The following is a 21,850-nucleotide window of genomic DNA, read 5'->3' as shown; positions in this document are numbered from 1 at the left end:
GAGCAGCCACCTACCAAGACTGGATCCATAGCTACAATCACCACAGACCCCATACCGGCATCGGCGGCAAATCACCCATCAACCGTGCTCACAACGTCAGTGGGAACAACATCTAGGCCAGGGTCTCATCCAATAGTTCATGCCCTCCGGCCCGTCCCCGCCCTGCCGTCGGAATGCGTCGGTGAAACCCGACGGCTCTGCCTGGAAGAATTGAGAGGTGACCGTAACCCTTCAGCGAATCCTCGCCAGCGACTTCCCGACATGGATTGAGCAAAGCTGCGCGGAGTACGTCGGTGACTTACTTGCCCAGGGGCGATCACACGAGGAAGCTCGGCGCATAGCGGTCGAGAGCATGGCTCGTTCATTCCCTGAGGGCACTCAGAGCCCCGGCAATGAGGTCTTTCACGTAATGAACGAGGTTGGCGCGGCAGTGGGATATCTGTGGATCGGGCAGGATGTCACCACCGATCCGGGGGCGTGGTGGGTCTGGGACGTTTTCATCAACGCAGACCAGCGTGGCCAGGGTCATGGGAGGACAACGATGCTGCTCGGCGAGGAATATGCACGCTCCCACGGTGCGCACTCTCTCGGCCTCAGCGTCTTCGGATTCAACACCGGCGCCAGGGGACTTTACGATTCCCTCGGCTACGAGACAACCTCGGTGAAGATGCTCAAGAAGCTCGAATGAGCCTTCTCGTCGCTATCGCTGGTTGGCGTCACCGCAGGGCGGCGCCGAGATGGACACCCATAGGTGGAACCCCTTACGGCAAGCCATTCATCCCCATTTATGCGACCTCTGCGGGCGCTCGTTTAGGCCCGTGTACGCGAGAGCGACCTGCCTCCTTCTGCGGAGTACGACGCGACCTTCAGCCGACAGAGGCGTCGTGGGTCCGAAGGCCGGCAAGGAATTCGCGTCGCTGGAGCAGTTGTTCAATCGAGTGCAGAGCCTTGAGAACGAAATACAACGCCATCTGGTCGGAATTCGTCAGTCGCAAGACGACGTTGTCGCCGTCGCCCAACGGAAGCTCTTCACGCTCCAGAACTCCCATGCTCGCCCACGACCGGCCGTGAGCGAAGCCAGACGCAAGACGCCACTCAAACTCAGCCGCCTCGCGGCCAGCTGCCTTCAGCTCTGTGAAGACGGACGTGATCGTGAAGTTGCTGATCGCCGAGCTCGCCGAGATACCCCTGACTTCAGCGATGGCGCCCAGACGTTCAAGTTTTCCGGCGAGGTCTACGGCGCTGAAATGTGCTGTAGCCCGGTGTTGATCGCGGGCATCCTGTGCATACCAGCGCAAACTCCGACTGATGCGCTCATTACGACTAGCGGGCGAGATCACCCACAACCCCGTTACCGCGTTCTCAATTGCGCTGCGCGCAAGTGTGGCCGGCGGTCACGTGTGCAGCAGCCGGGCGTCCCAAACAAGGGCCTTCAAAGCATGAAGGTGGTCAATCGCGGAGGAAAGGCACGCGTTGGCGACGTACGTCACCGAATATGGAGCCGCTCCTCGATCGTCACCTGTGAAGGCACTGCCAGTGGCAACCGGGAAAGGCTCCGATTCTCCAATCCGGGTGGCCAGAACATCGATGAGCGGGGCTATCTCTCGCCACTTCGAATGAAGAACCTCGTCGGGGATTCGGGCTAATTGCTCCATTACGCGACAGTAGCGCGCTCACCGAAGTTTCAGCGACGAAGGAGATCCTCGACATCCGCTCCGGCTGCGACTCCGCGCGGCTGGGGGGACAAGATCGAGACTTTCACCTACACGGCAGAACCGTCCGTGCTGCTTCAGCCGGTGCGGATGGGTTAGGTCTCGACGCCTGAGACAATCGGTGCCGCCAGCGATACCGGCTGATACGTTGTAGCGCACGTCCAGGCGCGTCGCGACCTGACGGACTGAAACGAGGCAATGGTGACGAACGCAGCAGCAGGTTGGTACGACGACGGTTCGGGTCACCAGCGACGGTGGGACGGCGAGCAGTGGACGAATGTCTGGCAAGAGGAGGCGCCGGTGAACAGTCCCGCCGCGCTCATCGACCACATCAAGTCGGAGTCCGTCGCGATAGGTCGACCACGCCCAGCGCAAAACGGGCAGAGCTACGTCGTGTTGCAGGTGGTGCTGAAGGAGAGACTATTCGGTAGCGGATCTGGCAATCTCACCGAGCTAGAACAGTCCATCAACGCGCAAGCCGCCCTCGGCTATCGACTGCACACCATCACGACGTCAGCCTCAGGCAGTAAGGGCCTCGGGGGCGGTGACCGCATCCAGGCCACGCTGGTCTTCGAGCGACTGGGGATCAGCTGACGTCTATCGGCACCCGATCGGACCTCAGGCACCCACTGACCGCCCGTAAGTCGGAGCCTTCGAGCGCTACGGGCGGCGCAGGAGAAAGTGTGTCGCTGTCTCTCCGAAGGGGGTGAATCCTTCGCGCTCATAGAGTCGCTTCGCGTCTCGGTTCACCCGGTGGACCTGCAGCAAAGTACCTTGCCCTTGGCTCGCCGCCTGATCAGCGACAAGTCCAAGCGCCGCTGATCCGACGCCCAGGTTTTGCGCGGCGGGAGCCACCTCGATCAGTTCCAGCCAAGTGTCTTGATCCCTGGTGCCGAGATACACAGCGCCAACGCTCCTGCCGTCGGCTTCTAGGATCTGGATGTCGTGTTCGCTGACCAGCGACGCAAAGAATCCGATCTGTTGTTCATGATCCCAGGGCCCGTAAGCCTGTTCGACGAGGGCGCGATGCGCGCTCTCGTGGAGATCGAAAAGCCAGGAGTGATCGGCGGAGGTGGCCTGCCGCATGGTGATCTTCATACGGAATGCTTGCACAGCGGCGCTATCCGCCGCGATAGGCGCACAGCGACGCAAGAGGAAGGTCTAACGCGCCCCACGCACCGAGTAGCGGTGCATCGTCACGCCTTGGTCGAACGAACCCTGTTCCAAGAGGTCGAGTTCGACGGGCTGGTCAAGTGCATCGAAGAGGGGTCGGCCGGCTCCGAGCACGACCGGGTGCGTGAACAGCCAGAGCTCGTCGAGCAGGTGAGCCCGCAACAGCTGAGTGGCGAGGTTCGCCCCGCCAATGCCGATGTCTCCGTCAGTCTCCTGACGCAGCACGGCGAGCTGATCGATCGCGTCGTTGTCGCCACCGATGATGCGCGTGTTGTGTTCGGCCGTCGTGCGCGTGCGCGAGACGAGCACCTTGGGGATGTCCGTCCAGATCTCGCCGTATTCGCGCAGGAAGCCGGGAAGCGATTCGTCCGTGCGGGCGTTCGGCCAGAACGGATCCATCATCTCGTACACCTTCCGGCCTTGAACAATCAGTGCCAGAGCCTGCGCGCGAGCGTTGAACTCGCGGTGCAGTGGCTCGCCAAGACGGATCCAACTCGGCCCTCCGATGTCACCGTGCTCACCCGCCTCGCGCTCGATGAAGAGATCGAGCGAGACATTCATCCAATACACGAACCGACCGGCCACGACCACTCCTTCGCTGGGCCACGATTGCGGTAAAGCTCCCCACTCTCACCGGGTGGGCGAACCCGGGGCGAGTTCGGCACCACCCTACAACTCGCGCATGGCTCCAGGTCGACCGCGCTCATTGCTCCGCAAGCCGGACGGTTCCCGGCACTCGTTTTGCCCGAAGTGGGGGAGCGGCTGATGATCGCGTCCAGGGCCCGCGAGGGAACCGTCAGCGCATTCAGGCCGATCTGTTGCATACGCTGTCACTCGGGACTGAAGTTTGGGGAAGGACCGTCATGCCGGCCGAGGCCAGGGAAGGCGCAATCGATCTACGAGACCATTGGTGGTGGCGCTCCGGCTGGGAGAGAGGGACTCGCTACTACACCTGGCATCTCACCTTTGAACATGAGCCCGCGCTGCAGCGGCTCGTCCTCGACTATCAAGAGGTCCTGAGCGGCTTCTCGTTTCTGGACCCTGTACCGATCGAATGGCTGCATCTAACCCTCGTCGGGGTAGGGAATGCAACGACTGTCAATGATCTGCAAGTGCGCACGGTCATTGATCAGGTTCGAGGCGAGATCGCTGGGGGGCCACCGATCTCACTCACCTTCCAGAAACCAGTTGTTCTGCGGGAGGCGGTCTCGCTCATCGTCGAACCGACCGAATCCCTTTCGAGGCTGAGGGCAACGCTCCGCCGCGCAGTGACTGGCTCCTTGGGAGCAGCGGCTCCACCTGAGGATGCCCGCTTTCCGTTTGTCCCACACGTGACGATGGCCTACGTCAACGCTGACGCGGACGGACAAGGAGTCAGACAAACCCTGGAGCAGAAGTCGGGGCGGGTCGCGGCCGGGGTCTCGCCGGTTCTCGCACTCATTGAGCTCCACCGTGACAAGCGGCAATACGAGTGGCGAACCCTGGAGGAGATCCCGCTAGCGGATTAGAGGACATTGAGCTTTTGGGGCCCCACAGCGTGCCGTCGCGCAGCCGAACGTTCATCGAAGCGGGTGGGAAACTCGATACACGGAGAATCCGTGGGGGGAGAACGATTTCGTGTTCCGAAGTGGCACTGCAGAGGATGCGGCGGCTTGCGTTTCGCTTTGGGTCGCGGCGTGCGTTGCTCGGGATGGTGAAGCGGTCGATGGAGTAGCCGAGCGAGCTCGACTCAAGTTCGACAATTCAGAATGTTGGATCGTGGCCGAGGATGCAGTCGCTGGGCTCATCGGGTTTGTACTCGCCACTAAACCGGGTTCGGGTCTGGCCAGTGATCCGCCCGACTCGCCTGTCATCGGTCTGCTCGCTGTCGCTCCTGGCGCTCAGGGGCGCGGGCTCGGCGGCGCACTTCTTACTGGAGCAACAGTCGAGCTTGCTGGGCATGGCCATGAGCGCTCTGTCCTTCACGTTCTTGCCGATCATCACGGTGCCGTGCACCTCTACGAGAAGAACGGCTGGCGACCGCTGGGAGAGCCATACCCGCATTCTCTGTTGGGACGTCCGTCGCAGACGTATGTGCTGGACCTAGATCTTCCGGGTGTCCGATAGACGGACGCTTACCGCAGTACCGGCAGCTGAGAGCTGGAGGTGTCGCCGGCCGTGAGATTTATCGTGATGAACGTCGTCAAATTCTCGGTTGATGGCACGTCGAACTCGAATGTCGTTGGGGCAGAATCTGCCGTGCAGGGGCCTTCGGTATCGACCGAAAACCCGAACGTCATCGTCTCTAGATCCGCTGAGTCCGCGTGGGGCGGACAGCTTGAGCTGCCCAACAGGACAATCGCCAGCCGCCCATCGACGACTGTTGCGTAGCCCGCAGATGGGTCGACCAGACCACTCGGCCGAGGTGTTGGCTCGCCAGGGTACGCGGTCGTTGCGACGCCCGCCGGAATATCCGTCGACGGCTCAGTCGTGCACCCACACATGCCGGCTGCTACGGCAATCGCGATCACGATCAGCCACCGTCGCTTCTGACGCATGGTCACAATGTACGGGCGAAGAATGCCCCCTCACGGAAACGAGAGGCGATCGTTACAGGGGCTTGACCGCGCTTCGAGTCTTCTAAGTCGGCGCGCATAGGATCACTTTTGCGTGGGTGTGACCTCGACGGATATTTCCGCCAAGGTCACACCTCGCCGACATGCTTCGCCCGAGATCGAACTAGGGGACGAAGTTGAGTCCGTAGCCGTTTGCCATCAGCTCTGTCACCGGCGCGTGGAGAACTGTCGCGCTGCAAACACGTCCGCTGTCTCCCGGCTCGCCTATGCAGTTCGTGCTGTAGTTGGACACACCAATGATGATCCCAGCGGCAGAGATTCCGTGCGACGTCACGTACACCGGACGTCTACGGGCACAGATTCAGCGCCAATTCGCCGAAGCTCCGAAGTAACGGGGGGAGTGGCGTTGGGGAACCTCTACCGGTTACGCGCATTCCTCAGCGGACATGACCCCGGAAGGCTCAGGCCTTACGAGCCGCCACAGAGAACATCAGCGGCACCCTCTCGCGATTCGAGGCCAAAGCAAATCCGGCCGGCGTCTCTACGAGTGGGGGCAACGGCTTCCAGGGCATAGCGGCCCGTCCACCCTCGCAGGCCGTCGAGGTGCGAGTGTGGTCGACCACGTGCTGCCCGCGGAGGTTCCTTGGCCGTCCCCAGCCTGATCAATCCGTGCAACGTTCGGCTCGCGGCCTCAAGCGTCGTTCGGTCAAGGCCTCGACGGCTTGGAGGCTCAGCGCGTGACCGCGCCGTGCCTCCACGCCGTCAGCTCGTCGGGACGCGACCTCCGGGGTCAGGCGGCCATCGCCCCGTAACGCTTGTGGCCCTTGACGTCGTAGCGGTCGAGCATCATGACCTTCGACCAGACGCGGATGAATTCGCGGACGAACCGCTCTTGCCCGTCGCTGCCCGCGTAGGCGTCGGCGATCGACCGCAGTTGCGCGTTCGAGCCGAATACCAGGTCATTCCGGGATGCCCTCCAGCGAGCCTCGCCGGTCGCCTGAACCCGACCAGTGAAGGTCATCGCGGTCTCGTCGTCCTTCGTCCAGATGAGGTCGGTGTCGGTCAGATTCACGAGGAAGTCGGTCGTCAGGGCTCCGACGTGATCCGTGAGCACACCCACGTCGGACCCGTCCCAGTTGCTGCCGAGCACGCGGAGCCCGGCGTGCAGGACGGTCCACTCCGGTGCGGTGAGAGTGAACAGGTTCGCCTTGTCGAGGAATGCCGCCTCGGGCGCGACGCCCGGAGCAAACTCTTCGAAGCGCTCCGACACGAAGTTGCGGAACCCGTCCGCAATGGGTCGCAGCCACTCGAACATCTCGATGTCGGTCAACTCCTGCGTCGTGTCGACACGGCCTGGCGTAAACGGCACGCTGGCGTCAGATCCTGCTGCCCGTGCCGCCTGCTCCACGGCGGCGCTGCCGGCGAGGACGATGAGGTCGGCGAGAGATACCTTCCGTCCGTCCGACGTCGCCGTGAAAGCCGCCTGCACGTTCCGCAGCGCGTCGATGACTGGGACGGTGCGTCGGTTGACCGCCCAGTCTTTCTGCGGCGACAAGGCCAGGCGGGCACCGTTCGCCCCTCCGCGCTTGTCGCTGTCGCGGTAGGTCGAGGCGGCGGAGAACGCCGTGTAGACGAGGTCGGACACGGACAGCCCGGTCGCGAGGACGGCTTCCTTGAGCGCTGCCACGTCGGCCTCGTCGAGTGAGGATCCTGCTGCGTCCGGGAGCGGGTCCTGCCAGAGCAGGTCGTCGGCGATGGTGACCTCCGGGCCGAGGTACCGGTGCTTCGGCCCCATGTCGCGGTGCGTGAGCTTGTACCAGGCCTTCGAGAACGCAAGGGTGAACAGATCGAAGTCGGCCAGGAAACGCTCGCATATGGCCCGATACTCCGGGTCGACCTTGAGTGCGATGTCCGAGGTCATCATCATGAGCGGGTTCATCTGACCGGGTACGTGGGCGTCCGGAGTCTTCGGCGCCTCCGGGTCAGTCGGTGTCCACTGCAGCGCGCCGGCCGGGCTTTTCGTCTGCTCGTAGTCGTACGCGAACAGGTTCTCGAGGTAGGTGTTGTCCCACTGTGTCGGGTTCGGAGTCCAGCTGCCCTCGATGCCGTTGGTCGAAGTGTGCTCGGCACTGCCGGTACCCACCGGGTTGTGCCAACCGAGCCCCATCGACTCGATCGGGGCTTTCTCGGGTGACGGTCCGATGTCGGATGCGGGTACCTGGCCGTGGCTCTTACCGAACGCGTGGCCACCGGCGATCAATGCCACCGTTTCCTCGTCGTTCATCGCCATCCGCGTGAACGTGATGCGAATGTCGCGTGCTGAGCCCAGCGGGTCGCCGTTCGAATAGGGCCCCTCAGGGTTGACGTAAATGAGCGCCTGGTGCGACGCGGCCAGGGGGCTCTGCAGGTCGTAGTCCGCGTCGCCGTTCTGACCATGCCAGCGTTCGTCGCGGCTCACCATCTCGTCAGGGCTCGCGACCGCGTGCGGGTTCCAGACCTCCGGGCCCCACCAGGTGCCGTCGTCCGGTTCCCACGCATCGAGTCGTCCACCACCGAAGCCGTACGTCGGCAGGCCCATCAACTCGAGGGAGCAGTTGCCGGTCAAGACCATCAGGTCGGCCCACGACAGAGCGTTGCCGTACTGGTGCTTGATCGGCTGTAGGAGTCGTCGTGATTTGTCGGTGTTGCCGTTGTCCCACCAGCTTCCGATTGGTGCGAACCGCTGCATCGCGGTGCCCGCTCCGCCACGGCCGTCGGCAATTCGGTACGTGCCGGCGGCATGCCACGCCATTCGGATCATCTGTGGACCGTAGTTGCCGTAGTCCGCCGGCCACCAGTCGACCGATGTGGTGAGCAGTCGCTTGATGTCCGACTTGAGCGTCGTGAGGTCGATCGTGGCGAAAGCCGCCGCGTAGTCGAAGTCCGCGCCGAGCGGGTCGGCGTCTACGCCATTCCGGTGGAGAAGCTCAACCCGGAGACGCTGCGGGTACCAACTGTCCAGGGTCGGCGACTGACCGAAGGTGCCACCGAGGTGGTCGCCACCTGCTGGCAGCGCACCGCTCATGTGGAAACTGCATGTGTTGGTCTGGTCGTCAGTGCCCATTGATGCTCCCTGTGTGCTTTAGCTGGATGAGAAACGGTGTCGTCGGGGTCACAATTTAACGATCAGCCGCCGCATCGCAGCAGCGTCAATCTGTGGTGCAGCGATGCTTCGACGCTGCTGTGAGGCGGTGCGTCGCGGGCTGCCGACGTGACGGGAAGCCCGATAGAAAGATCGTATTCCCGCAAGGTGTGCGTGGCATGCCAAGAAAGTGACTGACTTCTAGACGGCGGTGGTGCGGTGGCCGAGCGCACGACGGCCAAACATAATAAAGCCCTGCGCCGATTGCTGCGGTGCGGGCGATGCGAAGCCCGGTGAAACCGACGCCGGAGGATGGGGGCTGTCGAGAGCTTGATTTCCGCGAATCGTGTTCCGCTCGCGGTGACCTGGGAGCACCCCCGCCAGAGGCTCCTAGTGGGGAACGGTCAGCGGGTAGCCGAGTCGAGGTGTTTTAGGACGCGGCGCAAGTAGGTGCCCCCTATGCTTGCGGCAGAACAGGACAAGTCGCTCCATGGCGAGCGGGCTTTATATTGGGGAGACGTGCCATGGCTGCCAGTAGATGCTCTGGTCTCCGCTCTCTCGTTCTAGTCGCACTGGCCTTCGGCCTGACTGTTCCTGTGACAGGTTGCGTGTCGGCCGTGCCAGGCAAACCTCCGCCTTCGGGAAATCCCGCGGTGCGCGAATACGTGGAGTCTGCCCTCGACTTTATGGATGAAAACGGCCTCTACGCCACTCGCAGGAAGTGGAAAGAAGCTCGAGCTCTCGCATCGGTGAGCGCGTCCTCCGCAGAGACCATCGCGGAAACCCACAGTCCACTGATGCGGGCAGTGTCGGCCGCCGGAGGAAGAGCGCATAGTCGCTTCGTCCTGCCCCCAGGCCAGTTGGGCTCGGTCCAGTTGCCGCCGACGGGCGAGAACCGGCCAGTCGTCAGCTTTGCCACGGGTAGCATCGCTGCGATCGATGTTCCCTGGTTCAGTAGCAGCGACACGAGAGAAGGCCAGTCCTACATCGACGCTGGTGCGCGGGGGATTTCAGACGCAGAAACGCGGGCACGGTGCGGGTGGATCGTGGACCTGCGCGGCAATGGGGGCGGCAATTCCTTCCCCATGCTCGGGGCTGTGACGCCATTGCTCTCCCAGGGCACCGTGTTGTCGTTCATCCGCCGGAATGGCAAGTCGGAAGTCGTGCGCATAGATGGCTCCGCCGTAACATACGAATCGGACGGATCAACCGAAACGCTTGCCACGTCACCCGTGACCGGCTCATCGCAAGCCGGTCGGAACATCGCCGTCCTGCAGGGTCCTGAAACCGCCAGCGCAGGCGAGTCGACACTCCTGGCATTCCGGGGTCAATCGGGCGTGCGCACTTTCGGAGAAACGACGACCGCGGGTTTCGCGACCGGGAACACGTTAAAGACGATGTCCGACGGCGCAGTTATCGTGCTGACGGTAGCCCGCATGGCGGACCGCACTGGGCTCACCTATCCAGACGGTATCGACCCCGACCAGCAAACAGGCGCCGCGGCCCTTGGCGAGGATCCGACCTGGGCCGGCGCGATCGACTGGCTCAACGCGAACTGCGAGCATCCGTAAGGCGGACGTCCATGGACGCAGAATCGGCGCCAACCCGCCGAATTTTCGACATCTCGGGGGAGTGGCGTTTGGGAACGGCTATCGGGAATCCCTCTCGGTCATGGGACGAAACCCTGAGTCGTGTGCATCATCGGTCCTGGCCAGTCTCTCGGAAGGTGTTCGGGTAGTTGTCGAGCCAGGACCAGTGACCGACGGGCCAGGTGATCACGAACGCCCGGCCGACGACATTGGTAATGGGCACGAAACCCTTGCTGGGCGTGGTGGTGTGGAGCCTGCTATCCGCCGAGTTGTCGCGGTTGTCGCCCTCGACCCATAGAGAAACTGCGGGGACTGTCACGGTGAAGTACTTCTCAGGAGAACGCGTCGTCCCGGAAGATGCTTTGAGGTAAGGCTCGCTGAGAGGCGCATCGTTGACGGTGATGTGGCCGGTGGCGTCGCAGCAGGCGACTTTGTCGCCGGGCAGGCCGATGACGCGTTTGATGAGATGGTCGTTCGTTTCTTGCGCGCCCAGGCCCACCTCGGAAAAAAACCATCGGATGCCATCGGCTACAGGATTGCCCGGCTGGACAGTGCCGTGTTCGGTTGCGCTTAGCCATCCACCGGGGTCTGTGAACACAACAACATCGCCACGGGCGATGGGGATGAGGTCGGGGACGAGTTCGTTGACCATGATTCGGTCTTTGACTTGCAGGGTGTTTTCCATCGATCCCGAAGGGATATAGAAAGAGCGAATGAGGAATGTTTTGATCAGGAACGATATGAGCAGGGCAACAAAGAATATGACGAAACGGTCTCGGAAGAAGCGCACGATTCCGTGCTTACGGTTGGAATCACCCTGGGTTCTCTTGTCCCGCCTCAGGCGCATAAGTACGTCGTGATTCGTCAACTTTCCCCCTGCGCTGATGCTGCTGGGTTCAGTGTCACCCCTCTGCACTCCCGAACTCTTTTGCGGAACCCTCACCGGGACACCTCCACGGCGTCGACGGTTACGCCTTCTCGCGTTGCGGTTAAGCCGCAGGGTGCCGTGGCTTCCATTCAGCGCAGGCAGGATGTATCGTTTGTCGATAGCAGAGCACCGATTATCGATAGGACTCACATGCACAAGGCAACCATCGTCTCGTTGAAGGCCCTCATCGTCGCGATGATCGTCCTTCTCCTGGCCTGCCAGCTATTCATGGTCCCCGGTGTGGCACGGCAGTCCGCCGAGACCTACGCAGACCTCGGCTATCTCCAGACGCCGGGCATCATCGTTGCCGTGCTCTTCCTGCTCTGCGTGCAGGTCGTGCTCGTGTGCGTGTGGCGGCTCCTGTCAATGGTGCGCACGTCCGTCATCTTCAGCGACAACGCGTTCTTATGGGTCGACGTCATCCTCTGCGCCATGGTCCTAGCGACCCTCCTCATCGGGGTGTCGATGGCCACCCTCGCATCGGCGAATGTCGCCTCCCCATCGGTGATGCTGCTGTGCGCACTCGGCGTCGTCGTCGGCGCAGGACTCGCTCTGCTGATCCTGGTGCTCCGGGGACTCCTGCGAAACGCGCGACAACTGCAGCAGGACCTGTCGGAGGTGGTCTGATGCCCATCGTCATCAACCTCGACGTCGAACTCGCCAAGAAGAAGATGTCCGTCGCTGACTTCGCGGCCGCGATTGACATCACGCCGGTGAACGTATCTGTGCTCAAGAACGGCCGGGCCAAAGCGGTGCGCTTCTCGACCCTCGACGCGATCTGCCGCGTACTCGAGTGCCAGCCCGGCGACATCCTCATCTGGGTGCCGGACGACTCGGGGCCAGATGCCTCGGATCCGCACAACCCGGCGCGAACGAGCGATGCGGCGGAAGCCTCGTGAGCACGCCTGCCCCGATGAGCCAGTGGAGCGACATCGCCGTCGCGCGTCTTCTGGACGATGCGTCCTGCCCGTCCTGCGGGGTCGATGCCCTGCAGAACAGGCGCTGCCGCAACTGCGGCGCCGACCTCAACGGGAGAATCGGCCTCGAACTCTGGAGCGCCTCCCGGGACGCGGCCACCGCCCTGCGAGCGCGGCAGGCGGTGCTCGAGCGTGTGCCGCGCTTGCTCGCCGAGCCGTCTGGAGCCAGTGCAACCGAACCGTCGCCGGCGGCGACTCCGCCAGCATCTGCCGCCCTCGCTGCGCCCGCCGCAGCCAGCCCAGCTGCCGCTGATCCGCGCTCGAGCGCCACAGTTCAGTCGGTGCTGGCGGTAGCGGGTGCCGGGCTGTTCGCGATCTCGGCGATCGTCTTCACCTTCTTCAACCCCGACCTCAGCGATCGTGCGCTGCGCAGCGTGATCGTCGGCCTCATCACACTCTTGTTCCTGGGCGGCGCCTGGCTGCTCGCGCGGCGCAGGCTGCAGTTCTCAGCGGAGGCCGTCGGTGCGCTTGGAATGCTGTTCGTCGCCCTCGACGTGTACGCGCTTTCCGAACTGACCGTGAGCGGCCTCAGCCCGTGGGTGTTCACTGCGGTCGGCACACTCGCCAGCGGCTCGGTCATGGTGGCACTGTCGCGGGTGGCGCGCATCCGGACCTGGCTCTGGATCTCCCTGCTCGGCCTTTCCGTGGTGCCTTCGATGCTCGGGTACGCGGGCGGCACCGTGTTGTCGGCGGTCATCGGACACCTCGGCACCGCATTCGTCGCTCTCGCACTCGTCGCACTCGTCCGCGCCACGGCACGCAGATTCGACGGGCGCCTCCGGGCGGAACAGGTGACGCTGACGGTGGTGCAGGTGGTCGCCGTCGCAATCGTGCTCGCTCAGGCGAGACTGATCGAGGCCGACAGCACCACGGGATACTGGCTCGGGATCTGCGCCATCCTTGCCGCGATTGCGGTGCTCGCCGGCCTCGCCAGCCGCTATCTCGCACGCGGTCTCTGGAGCTTCGTCGCCGGGGCTGCCGGCGTCGCCGCATTCACCGGGCTGCCATTCGCCCTCGACCTCGGGGCCTATGGCGCCGAGCAGTGGTACTTCGCCTTCATCGCTGTCGCGGGCGCCGCAGGACTCATCGTCCTCGGCGCCCTGGCCCCGACCCCGGCGACGATCGAGCGGCGACGGTTCACCGGCGGCGCGTTCGGGATGGCCGTGGTCAGTGTCCTGGCGACGGTGCTCGTGGCGCTGCTGATCGGCGCCGCGAAGGTGCTTGGTTCCTTCAACGGCTCCGATCTCGTCGCCTCAGTGATTGACACAGGCGGCGTGCTCGCGGTCGTGCTCGGCCTCGCCGCCGGTGCCATTGGCTTCGGGGTCTTCGCCGCAATCACCCTGCACCGGGACATCGCCCAGGCGCCCCTCGCGAACGGGGGCGCAGCGCTCGCTATCTGGCTGGCGGCGCTCTCAGGGCTCGTGGTCGTCTGTGCCCTGGCCTCTTGCCCTGGGCTCAAATCGCGATCGCCCTTGGGCTCGCGGTGGCCACGAGCGCCGCGCTCGTTCTCGTCCCGGGCATCCGGGCGGCTTCGCTCCGCTTTCGCCTTCCCCTGATCCTCGCGGCTCATGTGGCGGTCCTTCTCGCCGGCATCATCTCGTGGACCGACGTTCGCCTCGCGGCGTGGGCGGGCATCGCAGTCGTCACGGCCATCATCGCGCTCGCGCGACCCGTGCCCGCCGGGACTCGTTTTCTCCACGTCGCTGTCGGCTACGCCTACGCCCTCGTGGTCGTGGCGACAGCGCTCGGACAGCTCGGCATCGGCACGATCGCGCTCCTGTGCCTCACCACGTCGATCGGGCTGATCGGCGCAATCGTCGCGACCGCCCTTCCGCAAGTAAAACCCGCAGCCTGGTACTCGATCCTGGTCGTGACATCCGTGCCCTTTGTGATCGGCGTGATCCAGGTGGTCTTCGAGCGCAGTGGCTGGACCGCTCTCTCAACCGGCATCATGTTCCTGCTTGCGATGACCCTCCTCGTTTCCCGCCGGCCCGGACTCGGCATCGTGCTGCGCGCGATTGCCGCGGGCCTGCTCATCCCGTCCCTGGCCGTCGTCGTCGTATGCCTCGGCGCCCAGGTGCTTGTGGGCAGCGCCTCACCCGTGACGCTGCCGGTCATCGCAGCGATCGTCGCTCTCGCGCTCCCGAGCACTGGGGTGATTCGCTCGGCCCTCAAGCGACGCGGCATCGGCGAACCGGACGCCACGGTCGCGCGGATCGCCCTCGAGGTGTCTGCCATGCTCACCGGCGTAATCGCCGTCGGGCTCGCGCTCATCCGGGTGGCGGCTGGCTTGCCGACGACATTCCTCGTGCTCGTCATCCTCGCCCTCGGCGCAGCGGCGACATCGTTCTGGGCGAAGCGCCGCTACGGATGGTGGACCGCGGCTGCCTGCCTCACGGGAGCCTTGTGGTGTGTGTGGGCTCTGATCGGTATCGGCCTGCTCGAGCCATACCTGCTCCCGCCGAGCCTCGCAGCCACGACCATCGGCCTGCTCCTCACCGCGCGCGGCGCACAAGGCGTGCCGCTGTACACCGGCGGGCTCCTCGTCGCCGTCGTGCCGACCTTGGTGATACTGGCGGTGTCGGAGGCAGGTGAAACCGTCGGTGCAGCATGGCGCGGCTTCGGGCTGGTCGCCGCGTCGTGGGTGCTGCTCGGGCTCGGCCTGCTGCTTGACCGGTGCGTGTCGCCTCGCGCCGAACGGCTGCGCACACTCTGCACGCCGACCCACGCGGTCGCGATCATCGCCGGGGCTGCCGGGGCTATCCAGGGCGTGCGCTTCGGCGTCGGTGCCGACGTGGTCCAGATCGCAGGAATACCGTTGGTCGTGGTGTGTCTCGGGATTGGCCTGGCCGGCGCCGTGCCAGCTGCCGCAGCGGCGCGGGCCATCTTGTCCCATGCCGAGATATCTCAACCGGCGCGCATCCGAGGGTGGTCTTTCGGTCGCCTGTCTGCTCGCTGGCTTTATGCCCCCGCCGCCCTGTACGTCGGGCTCGCTACCTGGACGGCCATCGAACGAGACTGGTTCACGATCTGGCTGATGTGGTCGCTCATGGTCGCCTACCTCGCCGCCATGGTCATTGTCGCGGTGCGGCTGCGAAACGGGCGGACAAGCCTGCCTCCCGTTTGGTTCATCTTCACGCTCGCGTTCGTCACTGCGATCGTGGCTTGGAGTCCGCGTGACTTGCGAGTCGAGTGGTTCTCGCTGCCCCTGGGCCTTTTCCTACTCTTCGCCGGCGTTGCCGCCATGCGCGGCAGGCAACGGGATACAGCTGACACCCAGCGCGGCACGCTCAGTAGCTGGCCCGCCCGCTGGCACGGCTCGTGGCCGCTGCTCGCCCCCGGGCTCGGCGTGATGTTCCTGGCCTCGATCCTCGCGACTTTCACCGACCCCCAGACCTGGCGGGCCATCCTCGTGATCGCGATTGCGCTCGTCGCCATTCTCGTCGGCTCGAGCCGGAAACTCGCGGCACCCTTCCTGCTGGGCATTATCGTGCTGCCCATCGAGAACATCTTCGTGTTCGTGGTGCAGATCGGCCGCGGCATCGAATCGGTGCCGTGGTGGATCACGCTGGCCGTCGTCGGCGCCGTGCTGCTCATCATCGCCGTCACCTATGAGCGTCGAGCCGGGGACGACAACAGCATCGCGGCGCGATTGGGCGACCTGGCATGAATTCCGCACGCCGAGGCGCCGCTGAGACGTAAAGGACGGCGACAACGGATACGAGAGCGACTGCAGTGTCGCCGGATAGATAGTGCGCTACCCGAGTGGGGCCGAGCCAAAATGTAGATAGTCGGGACCTGTGTAGTCGAAAATTGTGACGCTGTGAATCTCGTCCATGTGTTGGCTTCCCCGAATCTCGATCTCTTGCGTACTGGCTGATGCCCTGACGGTGGAGATGTCATAACTGAGGCCGCCATCGGTGGTCCAGGCGCTATCAGTGTTCTTGACCAGCTCCCCTTCATTGAGGTAGAGCCTCAAGTTCGGAGAGGCTCCCGTGCTGAAGTCGCTGAGGGTCGCCCAGACAGTGCCATCGCTGCGACGTTCGATCTCAACGGAGCCGACGGTCTCGGTCCATTGAGTCACGAATTGCCCTGCAAGCGGGAGTTGCCGCTCGAATCCGCTCATTCCGGCGGAATTGTTTTGGCTCGTCTCCGTCGTCGGAGACGTTGAAGGCGTTGAGGTGGGCGTTGGCGTTGGCGTTGGCGTTGAAGCTTGCGATTCAATGCTCGGATTCGGGGCGCTGCCACAGCCGCTGGAGCAGAGCACGATCACCCCAGCCAGCACTAGTGCCGATGTCTGACGCAGAGCGAATCGCATGCGCTCGAACCTACCGGTCAGGCGGCCGTTGCCGGCGCATTCGGATACAAGGAGTTTCACAGAGGTTGTTCGCGCTACAACGCCCTTCCTGCCCCATGGGCAGTCACCCAACCCCCTCCGCGAAGAGAAATGAAGGTCGAGGTCTACCGAACCTTGTGTGTGAGTCGAAGGCCGAATGGGTGTGGCCCGGCGAGGTACCAAACGAGCGCGCCGAGCAGAGGCGCGAATACGACGGCGATCATCCAGAGGGCCTTCTCCACCTCGGACAGGTCGCGGGTTCGCGCAATCTGGACGATGGCGTACGCGATCGCAGCGAGGTAGAGGACGGCGACGACGGATGCGAGAGCGACTGCAAGTGCGGCTGGACTGTCCACCACGGTTCCGTTCGTTTGGATACTTCAAGATAGGGCCCCAGTGAAGATGCGTCTCCGGAACCTCCTGTGGGGGACTTGCACTCGCTACTTACCGGCAGCGGGCCCGTGACCTTCCGTGGGTTGGCTCGCCTCAAGAATGGCGCTCTTGCGCCGCCCCCAGCGGATGAAAAGCCCCAGAGCCACGAAGACCCCAACCACAACGAGAACCTGGACTACCACCCAGAAGTTCCACCAAAAAAGAGCACTGAATTCCATTTCGACCCCGCCCTCGATTCGCGGACACCTGAGTGCCCTACTCAGCGCGAGCCTACGACCGCGAGGTCGTTCGGGGAAATATGCCGTCGATTGCTTCGCCAGGAGGGAACATCCGGAGCAGCTCGTAAGACGAACGCTTCATTGGCACGGAATTCGCCGCCAGGGCTCCGAGCCGACGTTGACCGGCGGGGTGCCATTTCGGAACCCTTATCGGGACGGTCTATCCCTCAGACGGTGAGATCTTCCCAAACGAAGTTTGTGGTCTCGCCCGATTTCCAGGCTTGACGAAGAATCGCATAGGCGACTGATGCCAACGGGTGCGCGCTGGTCACGAGCCAGCCCTCGCGGTAGTGAGCTTCCTTGATGAACGCCGTGCGCGAGGCCGCCGATTTCGGCGTCGGTCTTACGGCAGGACGGTGATCCGTCCCTCCGTCGTCGCGTCGACGACGCCGAGCGACTTTGCGTGGGCCATGATCGCCTCCGCGTCGCTTGGCGCTCCCGAAGCTGGGACCAGCACTGATCCTCCCGAGAACCCGGCGACGCCGTCGCCGCCACCGACGACGTAGTTTGTTACCGCCACCGAGTACGTGGATCCGACGTCGATTGGTTCCCCGGCGACCCGGACGTCGCTGACGCGTGAGCCGACGGCAGCACTGGGGGAGTAGGAGTAGGAAATCCCCGACACCTGGGGGAAGCCGCCTCCCAGAATGTCCACGTGTCCAACGCCCTGCTCGAGTGCTGCGACGATCCCGGCCCCGGACGCCTGCACGACCATGACTTTGTTATCGAAGGGTGCGATGGAGTACGCGTCCCGCGTGGTGAAGTCCGGCCCTGGTGCCTCTGCGCGCAGGCCACCACCATTCATCCACCCGATCTGGGTGCCGTGGTACGCGCGGAAGGCATCCGCAACCCAGTTGCCGAGAGCTGTTTCCTGGCGGCGGGCGGCGTTCTCAGTGTTGAGCAGCGGGGTCTGGACAGTGGCGAGGACCGTGGAGAGGTTGGCCGCCATATCGGCCTCGTAGAACTTCTCGAGCTGGCGCAGACTCGGGTCCGGGGTGACCGTGTGGTCCACCTCGATCACGGACGGGGCGACGATGTACTCGCCGCCCTCTTTGGTGATGTCGAGCCGGATGAGCGAGCCGATGTTCCCCTCGGGAGCCATCAGAGGGACCGCGCCGGAGTAGGAGATGACGGACTCGTACTCAGCCATCTCCTCGCCGAAGATGGCATCGATCTCCGGTACGGCCTGCGCCAACACCCGGTTGTCGTCCATCGAGTGCTGAGTCACTGCCACCACGACGTCCACCTTCTCTGTCGCTGTCATGTCAGCCACGGCGGCCCGTGCGGCTTCGACGGGATCGGTCTCGTCGAGCTGGTCGCTGGCCAAGGTCGTATCGATGGCGTCGGTCAGGCCGATGAAGCCCACTCGCACCTTGCCGATGCGCTGGACCTCCCACGTGCCTCCCGCCACGAACGGCTCGCCCTCAGCGTCGACCAGGTTGGAGGTGATCCACGGAAACTCCGACGCGGCAACGAGCTCGCGGGCGATATCGATCCCGAAGTCGAAGTCGTGCTGGCCGAAATTCGCGAGGTCTACGCCGATCTTGTTGAAGGCGTCGACCATCGGGAACCCCTTGTAAAGCCCGCCGAAGAGCGTGCCTCCGGCCAGATCGCCGCCGAAGACGACGGATGTCGCTGGATTGTCCTCACGCACCGTGTCGATCGCAGCGGAGAGACGGGCGACACCGCCGCGGTCCTGTCCGCCGGAGAGTACCGGTCCGATCTCGTGGGCGTCGTTAAAATACAGCAGGGTCGCGGAATTCGACGCGCGCGGGTTGGCGGCATCGGCGCCCTGATCGGGCGGGGCGGCCTGGGCCTGGGCCGGTGCAGACGCCGCCAGTACTATCGCAAAGGCCGGAATGGACAGGAGTCGGATCAGGGGGCGCGTCAAGGTGTGGTCCCTTCGAATTCGGAGCGTGCGTACCCGACCAAGGTCCCCGCAGGGTGTGAACGTGACCTCTCCTGCCAAGGTCATTTCAACGTCCTACTGATTAACAACTGACTTCACACTTTCCAGCGCGGCGGCTTCCAAAATAGCGGAACTCCTGATGGTCTGGTTTTTACTACACGGTGCAAGAACGGTGACGCCGACCGCGGACTTTCGCACTCTCCCGGTAGGTCAGGCGGCTCGGGGGCGGGTTGATGAGGGCGTCCACGATTTGTGGGGTGAGGCGCTGCAGGCCGGAGATGGCATTTATTCGTTGGCGCCACAGGGTTGAGCGTAGTTCGGCGAGGTCGTCGCCGTGGGTGGGGATGTACCAGCACCAGATCTCGTTGTAGATCCAGAACGAGAGCGCATCGGCTGCTCAGATGCTGGCGGGTGATGTGCGCGTAGTGTGACCGGCATGGACGACGACCTGGGTGTGCCGAACTGTCAACGATGCTTGGTCCGTATGGTGATCTTGGGCACCGATGAAGGCCCTTTCTGATGCTGCCTGGAGTGCGGATTCGTTCGCTTCGTGTGACGTTGGCCGTCCTCGCACTACCCAGACAGCGCCGGGTTGATCCCATTGCTGACGAAGCCGGGGGAGAGCTAGTTTCAACTGCATGTGCGGCAGATACGTGGTTCCCAATACGACAGACGAGCTGCTGAGCCTCTTCGACGCCACCGGCGCCAACGCCGCCGACTGGAAGCCCTCGTACAGTGTTGCGCCCACCGACCCGGCACCTATCGTGCGGGAATGGACCCGTGATGAAACAGTGCAGCGGGACGTGGACCTGGCCTCGTGGGGATTGAAGCGAGGCTGGGCAAAGCCGGGAGGCCCGGCCCCCATCAACGCACGCCTGGAATCGGTGGCCAGCAACGGCATGTTCCGCAGCCCGTTTGCCAGCCAACGGTGCCTGGTGCCTATGCCCGGCTACTACGAGTGGCAGCAAGATGGAAGACGGGAGACAGCCCTACTTCATCCACGGCGATGGCGATGTGCTGGCTGCGGCCGGCCTCTATGCGGCGATCGCGGAAATGGGGAAGGTTCCGGATAGTGCCTTGCTTTAGAGCCAGACACGCTGGTCTTACTTCGTGATGTGGTCTGAGCAGCTATGCGGGAACAACACGAATGCGGCGATATAGAGTACCTACTTTCATCCGCGTTTTCTGAACCAGGGTGAGGTGACTCTGCGCTGACAGGCGCACCGGTTGAGGTCTCAGGCTGGGGCCTCCCTGCTTGTGCAATTCGGTTCGAGGAAGATTAGTTAGGCCGCGGCCGACATCTCTGCGTAAGCTCCACCCGCGGAAAGGAGCTGTTGGTGGGTGCCCACTTCGACGATGCGGCCGGCGTCGAGAACTACGATGCGGTCCGCGTCACGGATGGTGCTGAGCCGGTGCGCGACGATAAGGGTGGTCCGCCCGTGACGAAGGCGTTCGAGGGCATCACGGACTTCGGCTTCCGTTTTTGGGTCGAGAGAGGCGGTCGCCTCGTCCAGAATCAGCAGTCGCGGATTACGGATCAGCGCGCGCGCAATTGCCAACCGCTGTCGCTGACCGCCGGAAAGCTGTGCGCCGCGCTCTCCAACGGGCGTGTGCCATCCCTCTGGCAAGTCGAGGACGAATTGTGCGTTGGCGGCGAGAAGCGCATCCTCGAGCCGTGTGTCGCTCGTCTCGGGCAGTCCGTAAAGAACGTTGTCTCTGATGGTGCCTCTGAACAGGACGGGCTCCTGAGGGACAACGGAGATGAAACGGCGGGCGGTGCGCATGTCGAGCGTGCTGACGTCGAGCCCATCGAGAAATACGCGGCCGTCGGTTGGCCGCAGCAACCCGAGGGCGATACGTGTGAGGGTGGATTTTCCCGACCCGGAAGGACCGACGAACGCTACCGTCTCTCCCGGCCGGATCTGAAGGCTCACATTGGTGAGAACATTGTGTTCGCCATAGCGGAAGGTGACCGATTCGAAGTCGATCCGACCGGAGGTAGCGAGGACGACCATCTTTCCCTCGTTGTCCTCGATGTCCGGTTCGGTCGGGACCTCAGCTATGGATCGCCGGGATTCCAGCCCTCGGGTGATAATAGGCGCGGTTTGGAACGCGCCGGAGATGGATCCAGTGAGTAGAGCGAAGTAGGAGCTGAGGAGGACAACTTCGCCTACGGTGATCGGAAGGAGACCGGTCATGGCGACGATGGCTGCTCCGAATAGGCTCCCCAGGGTGATGAGCTGGTAGCTACTCCATGACAATGCGCCGAAACGGCCGTTGAGCCGATCCAGGGCGACTCCCGCAGTCTCGACACGGCGTGCGGCATCTACGACTCGCCCCACGGACACGCCTTCGAGACCGTGGGCTCGAGTGATTTCCAACAGGGAGGACATCTCTCCCACGGTCGAGGACATGGTCTCGACGTCGCGTCGGAACGAAGCGTTGCTCTCGGCTGTTCGGCGTCGCAACCAGATGATGAGAGCGGCTGCAAGGGGGATGGTTAGTGCGAACACCCCCAGAAATTGAGGCACTCGCGCTGCGGTTACGACACCCGCGCCGATGAGGATGGTTATGGCATTCAGAAGCGGGCCGGATGCCTGTTGAAGCATCAGCTCCAAGTTTTCAACGTCGCGTACTACCTTCGTTTGCACGATCGACGCGCTGCCGCGGGCGTGGTATTCGAAAGACATGAGTTGAAGGCGCACCGCCAGCGCTTCCCGGAGCCGAGAGCCCATCGAACGCACCGCGGACGAATACAGTGGTCAAGTCCAAATGTGTGGTGTAACGCGTTTGCCGCGTGATTCTTGGATTTCTAGGCGCTGAGGGCGCCGAGTTCGGTTGCGGGTTCCTCCTTCTCGGTCGGGACGAGGGTGAGGCGT

Annotated in this window: 19 protein-coding genes and 1 pseudogene; 10 read left to right on the top strand and 10 right to left on the bottom strand. The window is 63.6% G+C overall.

Annotated features, from left to right (window positions below; translation table 11 throughout):
* Both E3N94_RS04410 and E3N94_RS04405 read left to right on the top strand, forming a co-directional pair.
* A partial coding sequence (locus E3N94_RS04410; RefSeq protein WP_166785300.1) for an integrase core domain-containing protein occupies positions 1-116 on the top strand: 116 nt, incomplete at its 5' end.
* 236 nt (positions 117-352) lie between these two features.
* Positions 353-688: a GNAT family N-acetyltransferase gene (locus tag E3N94_RS04405; RefSeq protein ID WP_241987065.1), complete on the top strand. Its 336-nt coding sequence runs from the start codon at positions 353-355 to the stop codon at positions 686-688.
* 178 nt (positions 689-866) lie between these two features.
* On the opposite strand, the gene E3N94_RS04400 is transcribed toward E3N94_RS04405, so the two are convergent.
* Positions 867-1,298, bottom strand: a complete 432-nt coding sequence (locus E3N94_RS04400) for a hypothetical protein (protein ID WP_134569880.1) — start codon at positions 1,296-1,298, stop codon at positions 867-869.
* A 612-nt stretch (positions 1,299-1,910) separates the two neighbouring features.
* On the opposite strand from E3N94_RS04400, the pseudogene E3N94_RS17085 reads away from it, so the two are divergent.
* Together E3N94_RS17085 and E3N94_RS04395 are read left to right on the top strand one after the other, a co-directional pair.
* A pseudogene (locus E3N94_RS17085) lies at positions 1,911-2,000 on the top strand (DUF2510 domain-containing protein); the annotation flags it as partial.
* Between the two features lie 12 nt (positions 2,001-2,012).
* Complete coding sequence (locus E3N94_RS04395) at positions 2,013-2,306, top strand: DUF4177 domain-containing protein (RefSeq protein ID WP_241986147.1); 294 nt, start codon at positions 2,013-2,015, stop codon at positions 2,304-2,306.
* 66 nt (positions 2,307-2,372) lie between these two features.
* Here E3N94_RS04395 and E3N94_RS04390 read toward each other — a convergent pair whose 3' ends face one another.
* Complete coding sequence (locus E3N94_RS04390) at positions 2,373-2,810, bottom strand: GNAT family N-acetyltransferase (RefSeq protein ID WP_134420215.1); 438 nt, start codon at positions 2,808-2,810, stop codon at positions 2,373-2,375.
* Between the two features lie 63 nt (positions 2,811-2,873).
* Entirely contained in the window at positions 2,874-3,470 is a 597-nt protein-coding gene (locus E3N94_RS04385; protein WP_134420217.1) for a dihydrofolate reductase family protein, read from the bottom strand.
* 278 nt (positions 3,471-3,748) lie between these two features.
* Between E3N94_RS04385 and E3N94_RS04380 the strand changes: the two genes are divergently transcribed.
* Positions 3,749-4,393 (top strand): 2'-5' RNA ligase family protein, encoded by a 645-nt coding sequence (locus E3N94_RS04380; RefSeq protein ID WP_134569879.1) that lies wholly within the window; start codon positions 3,749-3,751, stop codon positions 4,391-4,393.
* Between the two features lie 235 nt (positions 4,394-4,628).
* On the opposite strand, the gene E3N94_RS17080 is transcribed toward E3N94_RS04380, so the two are convergent.
* A complete protein-coding gene (locus tag E3N94_RS17080; protein WP_241987064.1) occupies positions 4,629-4,880 on the bottom strand; it encodes a hypothetical protein in 252 nt (83 codons plus the stop codon).
* 1,350 nt (positions 4,881-6,230) lie between these two features.
* On the bottom strand, positions 6,231-8,543 hold the full coding sequence (gene katG / locus E3N94_RS04370; RefSeq protein WP_134374929.1) for a catalase/peroxidase HPI: 2,313 nt from the start codon (positions 8,541-8,543) through the stop codon (positions 6,231-6,233).
* A 671-nt stretch (positions 8,544-9,214) separates the two neighbouring features.
* Here katG and E3N94_RS04365 point away from each other — a divergent pair.
* Positions 9,215-10,132, top strand: coding sequence for a S41 family peptidase (locus E3N94_RS04365; RefSeq protein WP_166786020.1), 918 nt, complete (start codon positions 9,215-9,217; stop codon positions 10,130-10,132).
* A gap of 127 nt (positions 10,133-10,259) precedes the next feature.
* On the opposite strand, the gene lepB is transcribed toward E3N94_RS04365, so the two are convergent.
* Positions 10,260-11,018 carry a signal peptidase I gene (gene lepB / locus E3N94_RS04360; protein ID WP_241987063.1) on the bottom strand — a complete coding sequence of 253 codons (759 nt, stop codon included), beginning with the start codon at positions 11,016-11,018 and terminating at the stop codon, positions 10,260-10,262.
* Positions 11,019-11,228: 210 nt separating this feature from the next.
* Here lepB and E3N94_RS04355 point away from each other — a divergent pair, with 210 nt between their 5' ends.
* From E3N94_RS04355 to E3N94_RS04340, 4 genes are read left to right on the top strand one after another with little or no spacing between them, the layout of a single operon-like run.
* Positions 11,229-11,705 carry a DUF2975 domain-containing protein gene (locus tag E3N94_RS04355; RefSeq protein ID WP_104099213.1) on the top strand — a complete coding sequence of 159 codons (477 nt, stop codon included), beginning with the start codon at positions 11,229-11,231 and terminating at the stop codon, positions 11,703-11,705.
* Complete coding sequence (locus tag E3N94_RS04350) at positions 11,705-11,977, top strand: helix-turn-helix transcriptional regulator (protein ID WP_104099214.1); 273 nt, start codon at positions 11,705-11,707, stop codon at positions 11,975-11,977. Before E3N94_RS04355 ends, E3N94_RS04350 begins: the two co-directional genes overlap by 1 nt.
* Before the next feature lie 14 nt (positions 11,978-11,991).
* Positions 11,992-13,611 carry a hypothetical protein gene (locus tag E3N94_RS04345; protein ID WP_134569877.1) on the top strand — a complete coding sequence of 540 codons (1,620 nt, stop codon included), beginning with the start codon at positions 11,992-11,994 and terminating at the stop codon, positions 13,609-13,611.
* Positions 13,500-15,725 (top strand): hypothetical protein, encoded by a 2,226-nt coding sequence (locus tag E3N94_RS04340; RefSeq protein ID WP_134569876.1) that lies wholly within the window; start codon positions 13,500-13,502, stop codon positions 15,723-15,725. Before E3N94_RS04345 ends, E3N94_RS04340 begins: the two co-directional genes overlap by 112 nt.
* Positions 15,726-15,812: 87 nt before the next feature.
* Here the strand turns inward: E3N94_RS04340 and E3N94_RS04335 are convergent, their stop codons facing one another.
* The 4 genes from E3N94_RS04335 to E3N94_RS04305 form a co-directional block, all read right to left on the bottom strand.
* Positions 15,813-16,181 (bottom strand): DM13 domain-containing protein, encoded by a 369-nt coding sequence (locus E3N94_RS04335; protein WP_134374923.1) that lies wholly within the window; start codon positions 16,179-16,181, stop codon positions 15,813-15,815.
* 335 nt (positions 16,182-16,516) lie between these two features.
* Positions 16,517-16,750 (bottom strand): PLDc N-terminal domain-containing protein, encoded by a 234-nt coding sequence (locus tag E3N94_RS04330; RefSeq protein ID WP_158250188.1) that lies wholly within the window; start codon positions 16,748-16,750, stop codon positions 16,517-16,519.
* Between the two features lie 655 nt (positions 16,751-17,405).
* Positions 17,406-18,953, bottom strand: a complete 1,548-nt coding sequence (locus E3N94_RS04320; RefSeq protein WP_134569875.1) for a 5'-nucleotidase C-terminal domain-containing protein — start codon at positions 18,951-18,953, stop codon at positions 17,406-17,408.
* 1,301 nt (positions 18,954-20,254) lie between these two features.
* Entirely contained in the window at positions 20,255-21,706 is a 1,452-nt protein-coding gene (locus E3N94_RS04305; RefSeq protein ID WP_166790060.1) for an ABC transporter ATP-binding protein, read from the bottom strand.
* Positions 21,707-21,850: the final 144 nt, after the last annotated feature.

Source organism: Cryobacterium sp. Sr3 (genome assembly GCF_004402835.1).
In the GTDB taxonomy this organism is placed as follows: Bacteria; Actinomycetota; Actinomycetes; order Actinomycetales; family Microbacteriaceae; genus Cryobacterium; species Cryobacterium sandaracinum.
The sequence above is the reverse complement of the archived record's forward strand: the minus strand, read 5'-3'. Positions and strand labels throughout refer to the sequence as shown.